General features: G+C 70.9%; 15 protein-coding genes. 3 read left to right on the top strand and 12 right to left on the bottom strand.

Annotated features, from left to right (window positions below; genetic code table 11):
* The first annotated feature begins 9 nt into the window (after window positions 1-9).
* Entirely contained in the window at window positions 10-1,119 is a 1,110-nt protein-coding gene (locus tag JUB11_RS07650) for a BMP family ABC transporter substrate-binding protein (RefSeq protein ID WP_348771383.1), read from the top strand.
* 135 nt (window positions 1,120-1,254) lie between these two features.
* On the opposite strand, the gene JUB11_RS33135 is transcribed toward JUB11_RS07650, so the two are convergent.
* The 6 genes from JUB11_RS33135 to JUB11_RS07620 form a co-directional block, all read right to left on the bottom strand.
* Window positions 1,255-4,131, bottom strand: coding sequence for an EAL domain-containing protein (locus JUB11_RS33135; RefSeq protein WP_282189022.1), 2,877 nt, complete (start codon window positions 4,129-4,131; stop codon window positions 1,255-1,257).
* Window positions 4,132-4,294: 163 nt separating this feature from the next.
* Window positions 4,295-4,801 carry a hypothetical protein gene (locus tag JUB11_RS07640; protein ID WP_207457926.1) on the bottom strand — a complete coding sequence of 169 codons (507 nt, stop codon included), beginning with the start codon at window positions 4,799-4,801 and terminating at the stop codon, window positions 4,295-4,297.
* Window positions 4,802-4,931: 130 nt separating this feature from the next.
* Window positions 4,932-5,819 carry a ribose-phosphate diphosphokinase gene (gene prs / locus JUB11_RS07635; protein ID WP_207457925.1) on the bottom strand — a complete coding sequence of 296 codons (888 nt, stop codon included), beginning with the start codon at window positions 5,817-5,819 and terminating at the stop codon, window positions 4,932-4,934.
* Window positions 5,820-6,064: 245 nt separating this feature from the next.
* Window positions 6,065-6,661 carry a hypothetical protein gene (locus JUB11_RS07630; protein ID WP_207457924.1) on the bottom strand — a complete coding sequence of 199 codons (597 nt, stop codon included), beginning with the start codon at window positions 6,659-6,661 and terminating at the stop codon, window positions 6,065-6,067.
* Between the two features lie 138 nt (window positions 6,662-6,799).
* Complete coding sequence (locus JUB11_RS07625) at window positions 6,800-7,639, bottom strand: glycine zipper 2TM domain-containing protein (protein WP_207457923.1); 840 nt, start codon at window positions 7,637-7,639, stop codon at window positions 6,800-6,802.
* A gap of 183 nt (window positions 7,640-7,822) precedes the next feature.
* The gene (locus JUB11_RS07620; protein WP_207457922.1) at window positions 7,823-8,092 is read right to left on the bottom strand and encodes a hypothetical protein; all 270 of its coding nucleotides are present in this window, start codon (window positions 8,090-8,092) and stop codon (window positions 7,823-7,825) included.
* Window positions 8,093-8,247: 155 nt separating this feature from the next.
* Here JUB11_RS07620 and JUB11_RS07615 point away from each other — a divergent pair, with 155 nt between their 5' ends.
* A complete protein-coding gene (locus JUB11_RS07615; RefSeq protein WP_207457921.1) occupies window positions 8,248-8,538 on the top strand; it encodes a hypothetical protein in 291 nt (96 codons plus the stop codon).
* A 14-nt stretch (window positions 8,539-8,552) separates the two neighbouring features.
* Here JUB11_RS07615 and JUB11_RS07610 read toward each other — a convergent pair whose 3' ends face one another.
* From JUB11_RS07610 to nikA, 6 genes are read right to left on the bottom strand one after another with little or no spacing between them, the layout of a single operon-like run.
* Window positions 8,553-9,410 carry a tyrosine-type recombinase/integrase gene (locus JUB11_RS07610; protein ID WP_207457920.1) on the bottom strand — a complete coding sequence of 286 codons (858 nt, stop codon included), beginning with the start codon at window positions 9,408-9,410 and terminating at the stop codon, window positions 8,553-8,555.
* On the bottom strand, window positions 9,407-10,183 hold the full coding sequence (locus JUB11_RS07605) for an ATP-binding cassette domain-containing protein (protein ID WP_207457919.1): 777 nt from the start codon (window positions 10,181-10,183) through the stop codon (window positions 9,407-9,409). The genes JUB11_RS07610 and JUB11_RS07605 overlap by 4 nt, the downstream gene beginning before the upstream one ends.
* Window positions 10,180-10,974, bottom strand: coding sequence for an ATP-binding cassette domain-containing protein (locus tag JUB11_RS07600; RefSeq protein ID WP_207457918.1), 795 nt, complete (start codon window positions 10,972-10,974; stop codon window positions 10,180-10,182). The genes JUB11_RS07605 and JUB11_RS07600 overlap by 4 nt, the downstream gene beginning before the upstream one ends.
* Window positions 10,971-11,822 (bottom strand): nickel ABC transporter permease subunit NikC, encoded by an 852-nt coding sequence (gene nikC, locus JUB11_RS07595; protein ID WP_207457917.1) that lies wholly within the window; start codon window positions 11,820-11,822, stop codon window positions 10,971-10,973. Before nikC ends, JUB11_RS07600 begins: the two co-directional genes overlap by 4 nt.
* Window positions 11,819-12,778: a nickel ABC transporter permease subunit NikB gene (gene nikB, locus JUB11_RS07590; protein WP_207457916.1), complete on the bottom strand. Its 960-nt coding sequence runs from the start codon at window positions 12,776-12,778 to the stop codon at window positions 11,819-11,821. Before nikB ends, nikC begins: the two co-directional genes overlap by 4 nt.
* Window positions 12,775-14,385: a nickel ABC transporter substrate-binding protein gene (nikA, locus tag JUB11_RS07585; RefSeq protein ID WP_207457915.1), complete on the bottom strand. Its 1,611-nt coding sequence runs from the start codon at window positions 14,383-14,385 to the stop codon at window positions 12,775-12,777. The genes nikB and nikA overlap by 4 nt, the downstream gene beginning before the upstream one ends.
* 158 nt (window positions 14,386-14,543) lie before the next feature.
* On the opposite strand from nikA, the gene JUB11_RS07580 reads away from it, so the two are divergent.
* On the top strand, window positions 14,544-14,942 hold the full coding sequence (locus JUB11_RS07580; protein WP_207457914.1) for a hypothetical protein: 399 nt from the start codon (window positions 14,544-14,546) through the stop codon (window positions 14,940-14,942).
* Window positions 14,943-14,960 lie beyond the last annotated feature (18 nt).

The raw sequence follows: 14,960 nt of genomic DNA, 5'->3' as shown, positions 1-14,960 counted from the left end.
ACAGGGAGCATACACGTGAACAGAAGGACGTTGGGCAAGACCCTCCTGGGCGGCCTCGCCGCCGCGGCCGTGGCGCTCGGCGCCGGCGGGTTCGGCGCCGGCCCGGCGGCCGCGCAGGAGAAGCTGAAGGTCGGCTTCGTCTATGTCGGTCCGGTCAGCGACCACGGCTACAGCTACCAGCACGACCTCGGCCGCCTGGCGGTGGAGAAGGAACTCGGCGACAAGGTCACCACCAGCTACGTCGAGAACGTGCCGGAGGGCGCCGACGCCGAGCGCGTGATCGAACAGCTCGCCGCCGGCGGCCACAAGCTGATCTTCACGACCTCCTTCGGCTTCATGAACCCGACGCTGCGGGTGGCCCAGCGCTACCCCGACGTGAAGTTCGAGCACGCCACCGGCTACCGCCGCTCCAAGAACGTCGCGACCTACGCCGCGCGCTTCTACGAGGGCCGCACCCCGCTTGGCCTCATCGCCGGCAAGATGACGAAGTCGAACATCATCGGCTACATCGGGTCCTTCCCGATCCCCGAGGTGGTCAGCGGCATCAACGCCTTCACCCTGGCGCTGCGCGAGGCCAACCCGCAGGCCGAGGTGCGCGTCGTCTGGGTGAACAGCTGGTACGATCCCGGCAAGGAAGCCGAGGCGGCCAAGGCCCTGATCGACCAGGGCGCCGATGTCATCTCGCTGCACACCGACAGCCCGGCGGCCATCCAGGTCGCGCAGGAGCGCGGCCTCTACGCCTTCGGCCAGTCGTCCGACATGACCCGCTTCGGCCCGAAGGCGCATCTGACCGCCATCGTGGACGAGTGGGACCAGTACTACATCTCCCGCGTCAAGGCGGTGCTGGACGGCACCTGGAAGGCCGAGGACACCTGGGGCGGCTTCAAGGACAAGATGCTGTACCTGGCCCCCTACAACCCGGCCCTGCCGCAGGACGTCGTTGCGCTGGCCGAGAAGGCCCGCACCGACATCATGGAAGGCAAGCGCCACTCCTTCCAGGGCCCGGTGAAGGACCAGTCCGGCAAGGTCGTCATCCCGGCCGGCCAGAACGCCACGGACGAGCAGATCCTGAAAATGGACTGGTACGTCGAGGGCGTCGTCGGCAAGGTTCCCAAGTAACCAGCCGCCGGCCTGACGAAGAACAAGCCCGAAGCGTCCGCTTCGGGCTTGTTTCATTTTGGGGCGGCCTGCCGTCCCAGGCGCGGGCGGTTGTCCGGCGGCGGCCGCTTCTTTCCGGAGGCCGGGAGCCGCGTTCTAGATGGCCGGCGCGGTCTCGCGCGATCCGACGCCGGGCGTTCCGAACAGCATGGGCTCCAGGTCGTCGGGGGTCAGCGGGCGGCTGAACAGATAGCCCTGGTAGCTCTGGCAGTTCAGCTGGCGCAGCAGCTTCAGCTGCCCCTCCGTCTCCACGCCCTCCGCCACCACGGACAGGCCGAGGCTGCGGCCCAGCCCGACGATGGCGCGGGGGATGGAATCGCCGATCCCGTCCTGCTCCAGGTCGTTGATGAAGGAGCGGTCGATCTTCAGCTTGTCGATCGGGAAGCGGTGCAGGTAGCTGAGCGAGGAATAGCCGGTGCCGAAATCGTCCAGCGCCACCAGCACGCCGCGCGCCTTCAGGGAGCGCAGCGTGGCGACGGCGGCGGGGATGTCGTCGATCAGGGTGCTCTCGGTGACCTCGATCTCCAGGTCGCGTCCCTCCAGCCCGGCGGCGGCCAGCGCGGCGGCGATCTTGTCGGGCAGCCCCTTGTCGCGGAACTGGGTGCCCGACAGGTTGATCGCGACCGGCACCGACAGCCCGTGGCGCTCCTTCCAGCGGCGGATCTGGGCGCAGGCCTCGTGCAGCACCCAATCGCCGATTTCCTGGATCATGCCGGTCTCCTCGGCGATGGACAGGAAGCGGTCGGGCTGGATCAGGCCGGCCTCGGGGTGTCGCCAGCGCAGCAGCGCCTCCAGCCCGACGACGTGCCCCTCGGTGATGTGGACCTGCGGCTGGTAGACGAGGAACAGCTCGTCGCCACCGAGCGCGCGGCGCAGGCTGGCCTCCAGATCGAGCCGCTCGCGCGAGCGCGCGCCCATCTCCTTCGTCACGAACCGGTAGGCGTTCCGGCCGCCGTCCTTGGCGTTGTACATCGCGATGTCGGCGCAGCGGATCAGCCCCTCGGCGTCGTCCGCGTCGTCGGGGAACAGGCTGATGCCGATGCTCGGGGAGACGTTGAAGGTCTTGCCCTGCACCGCAAAGGGGCTGGCGAGCTGGGCCAGCACCTTTTCCGCCACGGCCGAGGCGTCCGTGGGCTCCTCGATGCCGGGCACGACGATCAGGAACTCGTCTCCGCCGAGCCGCGCCACCGTGTCCGTCTCGCGCAGCCCGCCGCTCAGCCGCCGCGCGACCGAGCGAAGGATCTCGTCGCCGTAGGAGTGGCCCAGGCTGTCGTTGATGACCTTGAAGCGGTCGAGGTCGATGAAGAGGACGGCAAGCTTGCTCCCCTGGCGCCGCGCCAGTCTCAGCGCCTGGCCCAGTCGGTCGAACAGCAGGACCCGGTTCGGCAGGCCGGTCAGCGAGTCGTAATGGGCGAGATATTGAATGTGCTGCTCGGCCCGGCGCTTCTCGCCGATGTCCTCGATGAAGGCCTGGACGAACAGCAGCTCCTGCTGCTCGTAGACCGGCTGGAGATGAACGCTGACATGGCTGGCGCGGCCGCCGGCGAAGCTCAGCTGCTCGACCTCCAGGCTGGCGCTCCGTCCGGCGATGGCGTTCTCGATGGCGGCGACGAGGGTGGCGTCCTTCAGCTGGGCCAGCGTGTCGAAGCCGATCAGCCGGTCGCGCGGCGCCCCGGTCACCCGCGCGAAGGCGGCGTTGCAGTCCTCGACATGGCCGTCGGCGCCGATCAGCGCGATGCCAAGCGGCGCCTGACTGAAGAGCTGGTGCAGCTCCGCCTCGCGGCGGCGGAGCGAGGCGGTCATGCGTTGGGCGAGCTGCTCGGCCCGCCGGCGCGTCATGGTCAGCGTCCACAGCAGGATGAAGAGCGAGACGCTCAGCGCCGTGCCCGAGCCGAGGACGAGCAGGGGCCACCAGTGCTGCTCGCCCGTCTCGAATCCGGGCTGCGTGTCGAAGCGGAGCGTCCAGTCCCTGCCACCCATCCGGATCTCCCGGATGTCGGTCAGGAAGGGCCGGTCCGCAGCAGCGGTGACCTCCCGGCTCAGCAGCGCCTTGCCGCGGGTCAGGATCCGCTCGGGCGTCGCCGCCGCCCTGGCGTTCGCCGGGTTGTCGAAGAGACGGATCGCGATGTCCGAGCTTTCCTCGTCATGCACCGAGGCGAGGAGCGGGTTGACGCGGATCGGCAGCAGCACCACCCCGGCGAAGGCCTGGCGGCGTTCCTCCAGCGTGGCCGGCACGCCGCCCCCGCGATAGACGCTCTGGAAGAGGATGAAGGACGGCTGCGCGCCCTGCTCCTCGTCGATCTTCAGCGTCACGAGCGGCGAGACGGACGGGAAGCCGGTGTCGCGGGTGCGTTCGACAGCGGTCCGGCGCGTCGCGTCGGACATCAGGTCGTAGCCCAGCGCGATCCGGTTCGATTCGGTGTTCGGGGAGGTGTAGAAATTGACGACGCGCTCCCCCGTGGCCGGCACGGGACGGATCCGGAAGGACGTCACGCCGTCCGCATGGGCGGCCGATTCGGTTTCCGCCTCGGTGCCGGGCATGACCCGCCGGGCGAGGGCGACGGACACGATGCCGGGGAAACTCTCCCCAAGCTCCAGCCCCTCGATGTAGCGCTGCCACTGCAGCCGGCTCGTGTCCGGGAAGGCGTTCATCAGGGCGGCGGCGGACCGGGCGACCTGCTCATAGGTCCGGGTGTAGTCGTTGATCCGGCTGTGCAGCTTGGCGACGCGCAACGAGAAACGGTGCTGGGCGTCCGCCCGCACGGTCTGGGATGCCTGGTGCCAGACCAGCATCGTCAGGAGCAGACCCGCGGTCAGCGCCAGCCAGGGAAGCCGGCGATGGTAGTCGCCGACCGTCGGGCTCCGGCCGCGCGGGTCGGACGCCGCGGACTCGAAGACGTGATGGCCGACCTTGTCGTAACCGTTGGGGGCGGCGTCGGCGATGCGGGCCGAGGTTGTCTTGAGCCAGACCATGCTTCTCCCGCGGCAGTGTTGGCTGGCGGGGCGGCTCTCCCGTCCCCGGCAGCCGCCCGTTCGACGGACAGCCCTTGTTCGGCTCGAAGTTTACCTATAACGATAGGCGTATGTAAAGTGGCCTGCACGAACCCCAGGTAGTCCTGCGCCCGGGTAGGGGGGATCAGAACTCCTCCAGCACCTTCGGGCTGGTCTGGAGAAGCGCCCCGATCATCACCAGGATCTGTTCGATCTTGGTGCGGGTGGCGTCCAGCTCGTCGGCGGTCTTGTCGTCGATGCCCGCTTCCATCAGCATCATGTCGAAGGCGTTCAGCGTCTCGGTGAAGGCCTTGTGCTCCGACTGGAGCACGTCGAAGGCGCCGAGCGAGGAGGTAAGCGCCAGCGGCGGGTCGCTGATGAAGTCGTGGCTGATGTCCGTGAAGATGGCGATGGCCGTCAGCTTCTGGCGGATGACCCATTGCGCGAAGTTCGGCGGCAGGCTCGGTCCCGCCGGCACGATCCGGTCCTGGATCGAGAAGATCAGACCCTGGATGTCCAGATGCAGGTCGCGGATGCCGCGGAAGTGGGGGAAGGTCTTCGGTTTTCCCGCCTCCCGCCGGCGCCGCAGGCGGACGATGTCCTCGGTCAGCTTGCGCGCCATCTGAAGCACGACATCCGAAACCTTCACCATCACCGCCTCCCGCGACCCCTTCGCCGGGGATGCTACATCAGAAGCCCTGTCCTTGTTACCTCGAATGCGCGGAATGGGAGGGTTCAGGACTCCGGGATGTCACGACGGCAACATGTCGGGACATTGGGCATCAAGACAACAGGGCGTCGGCGATCAGGCGGGCCAGCGGCAATCCGTTGGTCGGGTGGGGCACGCCGTCGCAGGAGAGCGGCGTGCCCAGCCCTTCCGCCTCGAAGCGGGCGGCGACGTCCGGGCCGAACAGCGCGTGCACCCCGAACACCCGCAGGGAGGAGGCGCCGCGCGCCCGCGCCTCGCGCGCGCAGCAGAAGATGGTCATGCCCGAGCTGATCACGTCGTCCACGATGATCACCGGCCGGCCCTCCATCGGCGCGTCCGGCGGCAGCTCGACGGTCACGTCCCGGTCGCCGCGCCGGACCTTCCGGCCGACCACCGGCACCAGCCCGAGCGGCCCGGCGATGCCCTCGACCAGCGGGGCCGACTCCTCGTCCGGCCCGACGATGACGGTGCCCGCCGGAACCCCCTCGGCGCGCAGCCGCTCCACGATCGGGCCGGCGCCGGACAGGGCGATGGAGGGGCGTCCGACGAACACCTCGTCCAGCGTGTGGGTGCGGTGAAGGTGCGGCTCGACGCAGACGAACCGGTCGAAGCAGCGGCCCAGCCACTCGCCGACGATGGTCTGGCTGACCGGCTCGCCCGGCCGGAAGACCGCGTCCTGGCGCATGTAGGCCATGTAGGGCGCCACGAGGCAAATCTCCGAGGCACCCTGCCGGCGCAGCACGGAGGCGGCCAGCGTCAGCTCCACCAGCTTGTCGTTCGGCCGGTCAAGGGAGCGGTAGACCACGGCCCGCTCCAGCGTTTCCGGCAGCCGGACGAGGCTTTCGCCGTCGGGGAAGCGGTGCAGTTCCGCGATGTGGCAGGGCACCCCGAGCGCCTCGGCGAGGCGCCGCGCTCCATCCGCCGATTCCGGAAAGCCGTAAACGCCCGTGTAGCGGGTCATGCCCTATCCCCCTCCCGCGCCGTCCCGGTCCAGCGGCCGGCGCCAAATCGTTCCCGCATGCACGGGCTTCATCCACGGCCAAGGCCGAGGCAAGGAGATCACCTTGTCGCAGGCAATCCCGCCGGGTCAAGCAAGGAACCACAGAAACGGGTTGTATATCCCCTACCCGAATCGGAGGGAGGATAACCGGGCGAAGGGCATAGGCGGGGGAGGCTGAGGCGCCAGAGGAGGCGTCGGGATGCGCGTCAGCTCCCGCCTTCGGGCTGGGGCGTGCGGACCGCCGTCGCGGCGAGATACTGCGCGGTGGAGCGCAGCAGGAACTCGGCGACCGCCATGTCGCCAAGGTCGCGGTCGGCGTCGTCGAGGCGGTTGCGGTGTTCCGCGTCGATCAGGGCGCTGGCGACGACCTGCGCGCCCAGCCAGGCCCGCTGCTCCGCCTCCGGCACGCTCGCCATGCGGTCGAGCAGGTCGGTGCAGGCCCGGTCGATGGTGTCCAGCCCTGGGCGGTCGGAGGCGAGATAGGCGGACTCGTCCGCCGGGGCGCCGTCCCCGACATAGCTGCGGGCGAGCAGGGCGGTTTCCAATGCGAGGCGGAAGGTGGTGCGGCGCGGCCGGGCGCGGCGGCGCAGGCGCAGCGCCATCATGGCGAAGAGCTGGGCCACACCTTCCGCGCGGTCGGCGGGGACCTCGTCCAGAATGTCCAGGATGCCGGCGGAGACGGCGTTGCGCGGCTTGGGCGCTCCCGGACGCACGACCGAGGTGGCGAAGGTGGCGATCAGCGTGCGCAGGGCCTCGGCCTGCTCGTCGGGGGAAATGCGACCGATGTCGGCGGGATCGAACATGGCGGCTCCGCTGCTGGCGATGGGCTATGGAGTCAATCTTGGAAGCGCCATCGCCTTTGGGAAGCCGCCATCGCCATCCCCCTCAACCGGGCTTACCCCGTTCGGCCCGGAGGCTTTTCCCAGAACCGCGGGATGCCGTCACCGCAGGATGCGCCATGTGCCGTCCGGCTCGCGGCAGGCCATGCCGGTTACCTGCTGGCGGCCGCGGCCGTCGATGCTGGCTTCCGTCACATATTCGCGGCAGGGGTTGCCGTGCCGCTCGAAGCCGCGTGTGGGCGTGACTTGGTACCAGCCGCCTTCCGGGTTCCGCCAGGCGATTGGCTGGTTGGGCTGGCCGTATTCCAGCGCTTGGCCGACGCAGGCCTGGTCCGCCTGGTCCATGCCGCGCCCGATCGAGCCGCCGACGATGGCGCCGATCACGGCACCGCCGATGGTCGCGGCGGCGTTCCCGGCACCCCGTCCGAACTGGTTCCCGAGCACGCCGCCAGCCGCCCCGCCGAGCAGCCCGCCGATCAGGTCGCGGTTGCAGGCGATGCCCGGCATGCCCGGCACGGGGCCGACCGCCATCGGCATGCCACCCATGAAGACGCCGGGCGACGGGTCGTAGCTGTTCTGCGGGGCGGGCACGGCATAGACCGGGGCAGGGGCGGGGGGCGGGACGACATAGACCGGCTCGCGGTGCCGGTGGTCGTCGCGGCCGCCCTTGCATTTGCGCTCTTCCTTGTAGTCGCCGTCACGCTCCCACTTGCGTTCGACCTTGCAGTTGCCGTCCCAGTATTCCTCCTTCCATTCGGCACGGTCGCCACGGCGCCCGCCGTCCCGGTCGCCTCGCCATTCTCCCTCGTGATGGTGACCATGACGGTAGCGCCCATGGCCGCTCTCGTCCTTCCAGGGATCGGCCCAGGCCGTTCCGGAAAGGACCGGCACCATCGACAGGGTGCCGGCCAGGAAAGCCGCCGTAAGGGGCATGCGGGACATCGTTCGCTCCAAACCCGTTCGTTTCCGAGGCGGGGCGCCGGACGGGCGGTCCGAGCGCCTTTGTGCCTCATCCAAGATGAACGGGGGCCGGGCGAGCTTTATTCCTTGGGAGACGGCGTCCGGCGGCCGGTCGAAGCCTTCCCGGTCCGCGTGGAACCAGGGAAGGGCGCCAGCCGGCAGGGCTCAGTTCGCGCCGGGCGTGTCGGTGTCGTAGAGGCGGCTTCCCTCGCCGTCCAGCGTGCCGGGGTAGTAGGCGCGGTTGCCGCCGGTCGCGTCGGCGTCCATGCCGCCGGACCGCGATCCGGCCATCGGGGTAGCCCCGGGAGCGGAGCCAGCGCCCATGGAGTTGCCCGAACCGGCGCTGTCGTTCGAGCCGAACATGCTGTTGTCGGCGCAGGCCCCGAGGCTGAACAGGGCCAGCGCGCAGGCCACGACGGTAAGCTTCTGACGCATCGTCCTTCCTTCCTTATCCGATCGAAGCCGGAGCCTTGCCGGCCATGAGGATCCAACACGCAATGGGGTGAATTCGTCGCGGGACAGTCGCGCCGAGAGGATGGCAGGCCCTAGAATGTGGTCTGCGAAGCATAGCGAGGGGGAGGAACCCGGCCATGAAGGGCAGCCACGAGCACCGGCACGTCCACACGCACCCGCACACCCATGTGCACACGCACGAGCACCGGCATGGCGATCTGGTCCACAGCCACGAACACGCCCACACGCACACGCACGAGCACATCCACCAGCACCGCCATCCGCACGGCCACAGCCATGATCACAGTCACGGCCACGACGCGGATCACCGCCACGACGACGCGGTCCATGAGCTGAAGCCGCACGAGCATGTCCACGCTCCGGAGGAGCTGGGGCCGCACGATGATGAGCACGGTCACAGCCACTGACGGCCGGCAGTGTGTCAGCGGTAGCGTCGTGAGGTCGCGCGGTGGGCGAGGCCGAGTTCGGCCTGCAGCCGGTCGATCCCGGTCCCGGAGGCCAGCAGCTCGCGGGCGAAGGCCTGGCGCAAGGCGTGCGGCGTCGTTCCCGGCGGCAGGCCGAGATGGGCGCGCAGCCGGCGCATCTGCCGCTGCACCACGCCAGGGTTGAGCGGCCCGCCGCGCTCCCCGACGAAGAGCGGTTCGCCGGCCCGCAGGTCGCGCGGGCAGGCGCGCAGGTAATCGGCCAGCGCCTCTGCCGCTGCGGGCGGCAGGCGCAGCCCCCGCGCTCCGCCGTCGAGCCGGAGCGTGGGCGGCCCGTCCCGCGAAAAGTCCGCACGGGACAGGGCCAGAACCTCGCCGATCTTCAGCCCGGCGAGCAGCATCAGCGAGAGCACCGCGCGGTCCCGCTTGCCGACCCACGGCTCGTCGCTCATCAGCCCGACGAGCGACAGGGCGCGCTGCCCCGCGCCGGGCGCGATGGCGGGCGCCGGCCGGCGGGGAACGGCGGGGCCGCCGATGCCGCCGAGCGTGGGGTCGGCCAGCAGGCCGCAGGCCCGTATATGGCCGTAGAAGCCGCGCAGGGCCGACAGCCGGCGGGCGACCGTCGCCGGGGTGGCGCCCGCGCGCTCCATCGCCTCGGCGAAGCCCCTGAAGTCATCGGCGCCGAGCGCCGCCAGGGCCGGACCGTCAGAGGCGCCCGCGCGGGCGGCATGCTCCAGGAAGCAGAGAACGTCGCGCCGGTAGGCGTCCCGCGTGCGGGGGCTGCCGGCCTTCGCCGCGAGCCAGCCGTCGAGCAGCGCTTCAGGCGTGGCGTCCAGCGGCTTCCCCGTTTCCGTCACCGCGCGGCCATCCCCGGCGGCAGGGGGGGCAGGACGGCGTCGAAGAGGGCGCGGGCGGCCGGATGGCGGGCCATGCTCTCTATGCCCGCGGCGGGACCCTCCTCGACGATCCGGCCCCCGTCCATCACTGCCACCCGGTCGCAGAAGCGGCGGGCCAGCCGGATCTCGTGGGTGATGAAGAGGCAGGCGGTGCCCAGACTCCGCCGCAGGCCGGCCAGAAGGTCGAGAAGCCGGGCCTGCCCGACGAGGTCGAGGCTGCTGACCGCCTCGTCCATCACGATCAGCCTCGGGGTCGGGGCGAGCGCGCGGGCGATGCAGATCCGCTGGAGCTGCCCGCCGCTGAACTGGCCCGGCAGCTTTCCGGCATCCTCGGGCCTGAGCCCCACCATTTCCAGCAGTTCGGCCACGCGCGCCGCCCGGCCCCGGCGGTCCAGCGGCTCGAAGTTGCGCAGTGGCTCGGCGATGGAGGCGCCGGCGGTCAGGCGCGGGTTGAGGGAGACGGCGGCGCTCTGGAAGACGAGCTGGAGGTCGCGCCGGGCCTGTCTGGCCTCCGCCCCGCGCAGTCCGGCGAGCGGCCGGCCCCGGTACAGGACGGCGCCCGTGTCCGGCCGCTCCAGCCCCAGGGCGATGCGGGCGAGCGTGCTCTTGCCGCAGCCGCTTTGCCCCAGCAGCCCCAGCCATTCCCCGTCCCGCACGGCGAGGTCGAGGCCGCGCAGGACGGGATGGCCGGGACGGTAGGACTTGCCGACGCCCTCCAGGGCCAGAAGGGTCATGCCACTGCCCCGACGGTCGCTGTCTTGGCGGGTGGACGGTCGTCCGCGCAGAGCATGGCGTGGGCAGCGAGCAGATCGCGCGTGTGGCGGTGGGCGGGGGCGGCGAAGAGCCGCGCGGTGGGGGCGGTCTCCACGATCCGCCCACCCTGCATCACCGCCACCTCGTCGGCGAGCCGGGCCGCGACGCCGAGGTCGTGGGTGACCAGCAGCATGCCCAGCCCCCGCCGTGCCCGGAGCCCCGCCAGAAGGTCCATCAGCCGCGCGCGGGCGACCGGGTCCAGGTCGGTCGTCGGCTCGTCGGCGATCAGGAAGGGCGCCTCCCGGATCAGGGCCAGCGCGATCATCGCCCGTTGCAGCATGCCGCCGGACATCTCCCCGGGCAGCAGGCCGGGAACGGCCGGGTCGTCGAGGCCAACCTCAGCCAGTGCCGAGGCGAGGCGCGCGTCGGCCTCGGCCTTGCGGACCTCCAGCGTCTCGCGCGCATGGGCTCGCAGGGTGAGCAGCGGGTTGAAGGCCTCGCGCGGGTTCTGGAGCACGGTCGCCACGATCCCGCCGCGCAGCTCCCGCCCGGCGCAGGGCCGGCCATCCAGGGCGACCACGCCGCCCATGCGCCTCAGCCCGGGCGGCAGGGCATCGAGCGCACCGAGGAGGGAGAGCGACTTGCCGCAGCCGCTCTCCCCGAGCAGCGCCAGGATACGCCCGGCCCGCAAGGTGAGGCTGACGCCCCGGACCAGCGGACGGCCGGATCCTGTCGCGACCGCAAGATCCTCGATGGACAGCAGGCGGGTCATGGCGCCTTGCCCCCGGCTTGCAGGGCGGGGTCGAGCGCGTCGCGCAGCCCGTCACCCAGCCGGTTGAAGGTCATGACGGTGAGCATGATCATCAGGCCGGGCCACAGCACCAGGACCGGCTGTGTCCACAGCACCGCCCGCGCGTCGTTGATCATGACGCCCCATTCCGGGTCCGGCGGAGTCACGCCGAGGCCGAGGAAGGAGAGGCCGGAGACGTGCAGCATCATGTGGCCGATGTCGAGCGAGGCGAGGATCGCCATCTGCGCCAGCACCGCCGGCAGAATGTGGCGGACGACCGTCATCAGCCGCCCGGTCCCGGCCACCCGTGCGGCCAGCACATAGTCCTGCCGCTTCAGCCCGGCGACCAGCGCCCGCGCCATCCGCGCGTACCAGGCCCAGTGCGACAGCACGACGGCGGTCACGACGTTGGCCGGGCCGGTGCCCAGCACCCCGACGAAGAAGAGGGCGAGGATGAAGGTCGGGATGGTCAGGAAGGCGTCGCAGACCCTCATGATCGCGGCATCCGTCCGCCCGCCAGCCATGCCGGCGAGGCTGCCGATCCCGACACCCAGCGTCAGCACCAGCGCCAGGATCGCCGCGACGGCCCCCAGCGAGACTTGCGCCCCGGCCATCAGGCGGGACAGCACGTCGCGCCCGAGATGGTCGGTGCCGAGCGGGTGCGCGAGGCTCGGCCCCATGAGCTTGAGGTCCAGCGCCACCTCCGTCGGGTCATAGGGCGCCAGCCAAGGGCCGAACAGCATCAGCCCGGCCAGCAGCAGCGCCGAAACGGAAGCCAGCCGCAGGCCGGGCGGTGGGCGCAGGGCCATGCCCGCTTGGAGCAGCGTCATGGCAAGAACTCCCGGCGCCCGCCCATGGCAAGCCGGCGCTGGCGCGGGTCGATCCAGGCTCCGGCGATGTCCACCGCGAGATTGCACAGCACGAAGACGACGGTCATCAGCAGGATGAAGCCTTGAAGCACCGGGTAATCGCGGTTGTGGATCGCCGAGACGGCCAGCCGCCCGATGCCGGGCCAGCCGAAGATGCTTTCCACCACCATGGTCCCGCCGAGCAGTTCGCCGAGATGCATGCCGGTCGCGGTGACGACGGGGACCAGCGCGTTGCGCAGCACATGGCGGGTGAGGACGCGGTGTTCGGGCAGGCCGCGCAGCCGGGCGTAGAGAACATGGCGCTGATTCAGGACCTCCAGCGCCGCCGCGCGCACAAGCCGCGTGTTGATGCAGAGCGACATCAGCGACACGGCCAGCACCGGCATGACCATGTGCTGCCACCCGCCGCGCCCCATCGCCGGCAGCCAGCCGAGCGTCACGGAGAAGAGCAGGACCAGAAGGAAGCCCAGCCAGAAGTTCGGCACCGACACCCCGACGAAGGCCAGCCCGCGCGCCACCCGGTCCGGCCAGCGGTCCCGCCGCAAGGCCGCCCAGAGGCCGAGCGGGACGCTGAACGCCAGCGTCACCAGCAGTGACACGCCCGCGAGCTGGAGGGTTGCCGGCAGGTGGTGCAGGATCTCGTCCAGCACCGGCCGGCCGGTGACGTAGGAGCGGCCGAAATCGAGCCGTGCCGCGTCGGCGAGCCATGACCAATATTGTTCGGGCAATGGGCGGTCGAGGCCGAGCAGGCGCCGGGCCTCCAGAAGGGCCGCGTCGCTCGGCGGGATGCCGGAGATCCGCAGATAGTCCAGCGCCGGATCGCCGCGCCCCAGCCGCAGCACCGTGAAGACCGCCAGCGAGACGGCCAGCAGCATCGGCCCCAGCAGAAGCAGCCGCACGGCGATCAGGCGCCTCATGGCGTGCCGTCTCCCGGCGCTTTCCCCTCCACTTTGTCCATGGCCTCGAAGGGGATCTCGTACATGGTCCAGCCGAAGCGGACGCCGGTCACGTTCGCGCCATGGACGAAGCTGCCGGCCATGTGGGAGAGCGGCAGGTATATGGCCTGCTCGTGCAGGGTGGTCAGGACCTTGCGGTAAAGAGACTTGCGCTCCGCCTCGTCGCTGGAGACCAGCGCGCGGCCGATGCCGGCGTCGATCTCCGCCTTCATGGGCAGGGCGCGCTGCGCCTGGTAATCGGCGTGGCTCGGCACCCGCATGGAACCGAGGAAGCTGTGCGGGTCGTAGGGCGCCCCCCAGCTGTCGGCGAAGACCATGCCGAAGCGGCCGGTGCGCATGCGCTCGGCGATGGCGTTCGCCTCCTCGCCGACCAGCAGGGCGCGGATGCCCACGCGCTTCAGGTCGGACTGGACCACCTCGGCGACGGCCTTCTGCTGGGGATCGTTGCCGATGAAGCAGAGTTCGACGGCGAGTTCCCGTCCGTCCTTCTCCCGGTAGGGCCGGCCGGGCGTCGCGGCCCAGCCGCTTCCCTCCAGCAGCGCCATGGCGGCGGCCGGGTCGTGGGGCGGGGCGGTCAGGCCAAGATCGGCGTAGGGAAGGTTCGGCGCGAACAGCGCCTCGGCCGGATGCTCCATCCCCTCCAGCACCGCCCTGAGGAGCAGCGGGCGGTTCACCGCGCGCTGGATGGCCCGGCGGACGTCCAGTTCGGCGGTTGGGCCGTCGCTGCCGTTCAGCGTCAGGGTGCGCGTCGCCAGCGGTTCCGACAGGGCGGTGCGCCAGCGCCCGGACTCCGCGAAGCGCCGGAAGCTGTCGGGGCCGATCTGGCTGTCGCCGGACCCGTAGATCAAGTCCAGCTCGCCCGCCTCGAAGGCGAGCAGCCGGCTGTTCGGGTCGGGAATGACCTTCACCAGCACGCGGTCGAACCTCGGCCTCTCGCCCCAGTAATGGTCGTTGCGGACGAACAGGTCGTACTCGCCCCGGCGCGTCTCCGCCAGGACCCAGGGGCCGGTGCCGACGGGGGCCTTGATGCCGCGCGCGGTGTTGCCGTCCTCCGGCATGGCGGCGGGTGACAGGAAGCGCAGTGGGCGGACCAGCGCCAGTTCCTGCAAGGCGGGCTGGTAGGGCTGTTTCAGGCGCAGCCGGAGGGTCAAGGGATCGAGCGCGTCGGCGCCCTCAATCTGCGCCACCAGCTCCAGCCAGCCGTGCCGCTCAGGTGCGGCGAGCACCGCTTCGATGTTGCGCTTCACGGCGTCCGCGTCGAAGGGCGTGCCGTCGGAAAAGCGCACGCCATGGCGCAGGCGGAAGGTGTAGGCGCGCCCATCGCCGGACACCTCCCAGGTCTCGGCCAGCCAGGGCACGATGCGCCCGCCCGGCCCGTAGCGGACCAGCGGCTCGTAGACCATGGCCTGCGCGAACATCTGGTTCGGCGCGTAGAGATGCGGGTTCAGCGGTCCGACGTTGGACGGCCAGGAATAGGTGAGCGTCCTGGGCTCCGCCGCCGCTGCGGGAAACAGGGCGCCGGGAAGGAGAAGTGCCGCGAGAAGGCCGAACAGTGCGGGTCCTGGCATGCGCGGCCTTCCGAACATTATGCGACTGGGTAATGGCTGTCCTAGCGGTAGGGCCGGCGGCGGGGGTGTGTCAAGGCCGGGACTTGCCGTCCCCGGCGCAAACGCGCTACCGAGGCGGCCACGGAACCGTACGATCCCGCAAGAAGGAGAACCCGCCCATGAGCCAGACGCCCGATCCCAAGCAGGCCTTGCGCGCGCTGCTGGAGGGTTTCCTCGGCTGCCCGACGGAGCCCGCCCTGACCGAACTGGAACAGGCGTTGCGGGCCTACCAGACGGAGTGGATACGCGCCCGCGCGGGCGGCGACGCGCCGCCGGCCAGGGAGGCGGCGAGGCCGGCCGGGGCGAAGCCGCGCTTCCCCATCCCCTCGGCCGACCTGGACACCCTCGGCAAGATCGCCGATGGCTGGGCCGCGACGACGGCGGAGGTCCGCCGCTGGGCCTGGCTGGAGGACCGCGAACTGGTGGTGCTGGAGCCGAACCCGGCGGGAACCGGGCCGGAACTGCTGCGCCTCGCCCCGGCCGGATGGGCCGCCATCGGGCGCGCGCCCGGCGCGTGACCGGAACCCGCCGGCCGG

Source organism: Azospirillum sp. SYSU D00513, assembly GCF_017356015.1.
Taxonomy (GTDB): domain Bacteria; phylum Pseudomonadota; class Alphaproteobacteria; order Azospirillales; family Azospirillaceae; genus Azospirillum.
Note: the sequence above shows the minus strand (reverse complement) of the source record. Positions and strands in the feature narration are given on the sequence as shown.

What these genes read in the sequence shown, in the direction of transcription:
- JUB11_RS33135 (WP_282189022.1), bottom strand. Translation starts at nt 4,131, where the DNA reads ATGGTCTGGCTCAAGACAACCTCGGCCCGCATCGCCGACGCCGCCCCC.
- JUB11_RS07640 (WP_207457926.1), bottom strand. Translation starts at nt 4,801, where the DNA reads ATGGTGAAGGTTTCGGATGTCGTGCTTCAGATGGCGCGCAAGCTGACC.
- prs (WP_207457925.1), bottom strand. Translation starts at nt 5,819, where the DNA reads ATGACCCGCTACACGGGCGTTTACGGCTTTCCGGAATCGGCGGATGGA.
- JUB11_RS07630 (WP_207457924.1), bottom strand. Translation starts at nt 6,661, where the DNA reads ATGTTCGATCCCGCCGACATCGGTCGCATTTCCCCCGACGAGCAGGCC.
- JUB11_RS07625 (WP_207457923.1), bottom strand. Translation starts at nt 7,639, where the DNA reads ATGTCCCGCATGCCCCTTACGGCGGCTTTCCTGGCCGGCACCCTGTCG.
- JUB11_RS07620 (WP_207457922.1), bottom strand. Translation starts at nt 8,092, where the DNA reads ATGCGTCAGAAGCTTACCGTCGTGGCCTGCGCGCTGGCCCTGTTCAGC.
- JUB11_RS07615 (WP_207457921.1), top strand. Translation starts at nt 8,248, where the DNA reads ATGAAGGGCAGCCACGAGCACCGGCACGTCCACACGCACCCGCACACC.
- JUB11_RS07605 (WP_207457919.1), bottom strand. Translation starts at nt 10,183, where the DNA reads ATGACCCTTCTGGCCCTGGAGGGCGTCGGCAAGTCCTACCGTCCCGGC.
- JUB11_RS07600 (WP_207457918.1), bottom strand. Translation starts at nt 10,974, where the DNA reads ATGACCCGCCTGCTGTCCATCGAGGATCTTGCGGTCGCGACAGGATCC.
- nikC (WP_207457917.1), bottom strand. Translation starts at nt 11,822, where the DNA reads ATGACGCTGCTCCAAGCGGGCATGGCCCTGCGCCCACCGCCCGGCCTG.
- nikB (WP_207457916.1), bottom strand. Translation starts at nt 12,778, where the DNA reads ATGAGGCGCCTGATCGCCGTGCGGCTGCTTCTGCTGGGGCCGATGCTG.
- nikA (WP_207457915.1), bottom strand. Translation starts at nt 14,385, where the DNA reads ATGCCAGGACCCGCACTGTTCGGCCTTCTCGCGGCACTTCTCCTTCCC.
- JUB11_RS07580 (WP_207457914.1), top strand. Translation starts at nt 14,544, where the DNA reads ATGAGCCAGACGCCCGATCCCAAGCAGGCCTTGCGCGCGCTGCTGGAG.